The sequence below is a fragment of the Jingyaoa shaoxingensis genome (genome assembly GCF_014385005.1).
Lineage (GTDB): Bacteria > Bacillota > Clostridia > Lachnospirales > Lachnospiraceae > Marvinbryantia > Marvinbryantia shaoxingensis.
The window spans coordinates 1-4,004 of record NZ_JACRSZ010000041.1 but is presented as its reverse complement, the minus strand read 5'-3'; the positions used below and the strand labels follow the sequence as shown (position 1 = coordinate 4,004).

Annotated in this window: 6 protein-coding genes; 1 reads left to right on the top strand and 5 read right to left on the bottom strand. The window is 38.4% G+C overall.

Features of this window, described 5'->3' with window-relative positions; all coding sequences use genetic code 11:
• Positions 1-382 precede the first annotated feature (382 nt).
• Positions 383-898 (top strand): helix-turn-helix domain-containing protein, encoded by a 516-nt coding sequence (locus H8716_RS17270; RefSeq protein ID WP_249310197.1) that lies wholly within the window; start codon positions 383-385, stop codon positions 896-898.
• A 52-nt stretch (positions 899-950) separates the two neighbouring features.
• On the opposite strand, the gene H8716_RS17265 is transcribed toward H8716_RS17270, so the two are convergent.
• The 5 genes from H8716_RS17265 to H8716_RS17255 all read right to left on the bottom strand — a co-directional run bounded on the left by H8716_RS17265 (position 951) and on the right by H8716_RS17255 (position 3,866).
• The gene (locus tag H8716_RS17265; RefSeq protein ID WP_249310195.1) at positions 951-1,367 is read right to left on the bottom strand and encodes a hypothetical protein; all 417 of its coding nucleotides are present in this window, start codon (positions 1,365-1,367) and stop codon (positions 951-953) included.
• 21 nt (positions 1,368-1,388) lie between these two features.
• Positions 1,389-1,520 carry a hypothetical protein gene (locus H8716_RS18110; RefSeq protein ID WP_255647127.1) on the bottom strand — a complete coding sequence of 44 codons (132 nt, stop codon included), beginning with the start codon at positions 1,518-1,520 and terminating at the stop codon, positions 1,389-1,391.
• 122 nt (positions 1,521-1,642) lie between these two features.
• On the bottom strand, positions 1,643-1,771 hold the full coding sequence (locus tag H8716_RS17670) for a hypothetical protein (protein WP_283243199.1): 129 nt from the start codon (positions 1,769-1,771) through the stop codon (positions 1,643-1,645).
• 465 nt (positions 1,772-2,236) lie between these two features.
• Positions 2,237-2,854: a sugar O-acetyltransferase gene (locus H8716_RS17260; protein WP_249310193.1), complete on the bottom strand. Its 618-nt coding sequence runs from the start codon at positions 2,852-2,854 to the stop codon at positions 2,237-2,239.
• A gap of 142 nt (positions 2,855-2,996) precedes the next feature.
• Positions 2,997-3,866, bottom strand: a complete 870-nt coding sequence (locus tag H8716_RS17255) for an EamA family transporter (RefSeq protein WP_249310191.1) — start codon at positions 3,864-3,866, stop codon at positions 2,997-2,999.
• Positions 3,867-4,004 lie beyond the last annotated feature (138 nt).

Sequence of the window (4,004 nt, the reverse complement as noted above, 5' to 3'; positions counted from 1 at the left end):
TTGTCGTACATTTTTTTGATTTATGCATGGATTTTAATCTGTGACAAGAAAATAAAAGAGAAGTTAGTATCGAAAAAAGATACCAACTTCTCATAATCTTACTTAACTTAATGCCATTGGGACGGTGTTTTTGGCTTTTTTACTGTCCCTGATGGTAATACATTCTTCTTTTCAAATGTTCCTACTCTACAATCAATTCTTGTTTTTCTCATTCTGTAACCTCTCTTTCCTCTTTCGCTCTTTTTGACTTCATGTTCATTATTGAGCTTGTTGTTAATTGATAATTCAAGTATAATATACTCTATACGAGAAATACACGTCTTGCATGAGAACTTAAATATTGATAATCCTCATGTTTAGCGATATACGGGAGGAAATTCTCATGGGTAAACAATCCACCAGGGAAAACAAAACAATTTATCAGCTTTGCCGAGAAGCGGCAGGACTGACAAGAGCAGAGGCCAGTGAAAAAATGGATGCTGTCTCTGATTCAAAAATCGAAAAATTTGAATATGAAACACAAGAACCTACGCCTTATGATATCCTCCAGATGGCAGATGCCTATAAACGACCAGATCTTTGCAATTATTATTGCTCTCACAAATGTGAAATCGGCCATCGTTATGTTCCAGAAGTAGAAGTGACCGATCTGTCAAATATCATTTTGGAGACAATTGCCAGTCTGAATGAAATCAATCCTCTTACCGGTCGTCTGATCCAGATTGCCCGTGACGGTAAGATCAGCGATGATGAAATGAAAGATTTTGCTTATATCAGTAAAAAACTTGATGAAATTTCTTTAGCCATAGACTCTTTGAATCTTTGGGTAGATAAAACAGCCGGAGAACAGAGGCTTAATCTTGAACTCTTAAACGCCGAAAAAGAAAAATTAAAATAATCCATAACGCCAAGAAAGGCAATGAACCATTTCTGACTCATTGCCTTTTCCTTTACATACGCTGCAATTGATTGACGATACTTTCTGTTCTTCGAATTGCTTCTTCTACCTGTCTTTTTGCATGATTGATTCGATCCTGGACCACCCAGTCCACAACAAAGCCATCAAAGAAATAATCCGCAAAAGAAAAAAAATCTCCTGTATCGATATTCAAGTTACATGCCATATTTACATCATTTAATTCTCTACTGAAATTACGAAGATCATACTTTGCCTGTTCCATATTCCGCTTGGCCTGATCCATTTTAGAATGTTTTAGCATCGTAGTGAAAAAACCACCGCCAAACATATCTACCAGTCCCCAGTTCTTTGCACTGTTTAAATTTTCTTTTGCCGCCTGAAGACTGTTTAAGGCTCTGCGCCCGGCTTCAATTGCTTCTCTTTTTTCTTTTTCAATATCATATCCCATTCGTTTTCTCCTCCTGATCCATTATGAATGTGACGTCACCAATGCTATAATGCCACCAATGATCAATAATGGAAAAGCAATGTACATCAGTCCACCTACAACCATACCAATCAATATTACCGGGAAGAAAATAACTGTGCAGAGTAGTTTCATAATTCCCCAGGATGCTCTTAACCCAAAAACAAAAAATTTTCCAACAAACCAAATCATACAAATTGAAAATAATAACGATAACATTTTTTACTCCTTCTGAAACTCATTCTAACATGTGTCTTTCATTTTTTCTGTTCTTTTTCTGCTAAATATTCAGATATGTTCTTTATACCAAGCTTATTACTGAATGTCGGATTTTTCTCCATCTTTTCTATTATCCGGATTAATCGAATTCTCTGTGCTGCTTTCATCTGATCACCCCATTTATATTCTGCTTTTTTGTTGATATTGTCACTATAACAAATTTATTTTTCATAATACACATCCACCATGAGGAATTGCTTCTTTATATTTCTCGAATTTTGAGAATTCTGTCTTTATATTTCTCCGCACGAATTGTTTTCTATCTATGCTAACTCTTTTATAATAAGCATATCCGAGCAACATCATAGGTCTGGTAAATGTTTACCGTGGAACAGGACGAGTACTGATGTGTCCGGTCGCACCGACAACTTCCTTGTTTGAGTCCACCAACACCATGGCAGCAAAGGCTGCAGCTAAATCCAGCAATACATTTGGAAAATAAGCATAAAATACATTCTCACGTAAACAACAAACGCCGGTATAGGATTATAAAATTCCTGCATCGGCGTTATTAATTGTGATTATTTTATTTTCTTTACTAAAATGAACCTCTTGTCATCTCTGCAAATTTTTCAATTCTTTTCAATTCCATCTGGCATATGATCTTTCTCAGTTATTTTTCGAATGACCCGGCATGGATTTCCAACTGCCAAACTATACGGCGGAATATCTTTTGTTACAACACTCCCTGCACCAATTACACACCCTTCTCCTATGGTGACACCACCGCAAACAACCACATTGGATGCCAGCCAGCAATTATCTTTTATAGTTATTGGTTTCGCATATTCAAGATTATAAAAGCTGCCATCTTCTCTCATCCTGATATTGCGTTCTTCAGGTAATAATGGATGCATAGGAGTTGCCAATGTAACATTTGGACCAATCATCACATTATCACCTATATGTATTTCACATACATCTAAACATGTAAAGTTAAAATTAGCAGAGCTGAATTTTCCAAAGAACGTATTGCATCCGTAATCAAAATAAACAGGCGCCTGTAAATAGGGAAGTTCCTCTGTTGCTGGCAATAATTTCCTCAATATCTGTACTTGTTCTTCTTGATCATCTTCATCTGTCGAATTGTATTTTCTTGCTAATTTACGTGCATTCAGGCGTAATTGCTCCAATTCTTTATCCGTTGGATCGTACAACTCTCCACTTAGCATTTTTTCTCTTTCAGTCATTTCCGATAGCCTCCTAATTCAAAGTTATAAATATCAGTTTCCCCACCCTCTCATGGTCTGAAATAATGGGGACGGTGTTTGTGGCTTTTTTACTGTCCCTGGCAGTACCCAATTAGATATCGAAATTAAATTCAGAATTTTTCTATGCCCAAATCGCCATTGCCAGCGTACCGCAAACCATCAGCAAAAGACCGGCAAACGCCTTCTTCGTGAGCTTTTCTTTGAATACAAAGTATGAGAAGCTGATCGATATCAAGATACTCAACTTATCGATCGGGACAACGACGCTGACGATGCCATTTTGTATCGCATAATAATAGCAGAGCCAGCTACCTCCCGTGGCAAGTCCGGAAAGAGCAATAAACACAAGCTCTGTTTTGTCAATGTTTTTTACTTGCGATTGTTTGCCTTTCATGAACACGATGATCCATGCCATCGCCAATACAACACTAGTGCGAATTGCCGTACCGAGATTCGACTCCACATTGCTGATCCCTACTTTGGCAAGGATCGATGTCAGTGCCGCAAACAAGGCAGAACCGATCGCATACGGCAGCCACAAGGATCTTTCGTTTTTCGCACCGGAATTCTTCTTTTCGATCATCAGAAACACACCTGCGGCAAGCAGCGTCGTGCCGATCAGTTTGACAGCAAGATGATTGGTTTCTTTGAAGAGAATGATTGCAAGAAGAACCGTAAGGACGGTACTTGATTTGTCAATCGGAACGACTTTATTGACATCTCCTATTGCCAATGCCTTAAAATAGCACATCCAGGATGAACCAGTTGCAAGTCCGGATAGAATTAAAAAAATCAAAGACTTCGGCGTTATCGCTGTTATCGTATTTGCCGAGTCGACAATGAATACCATGACCCATGAAAAAAGCAAAACGACAATGGTACGCAGTGCGGTTGCTATATCCGAATCTGTTTTTTTAATGCCACATTTAGCTAACACTGAGGTCAGCCCTGAAAAAAAGGCAGACAATACTGCCATGGAAAGCCAAAGCATTTCTATCCACGCTCCTCCTCAGTCGAGTAGACTTACACCTCACAATGTAAGCCCCTCACAGAACCGTACGTGCGGCTTTCCCGCATACGGCTCTTCATAATAATATTTACAGTCTCAAAACAAACTGACATAAATCTT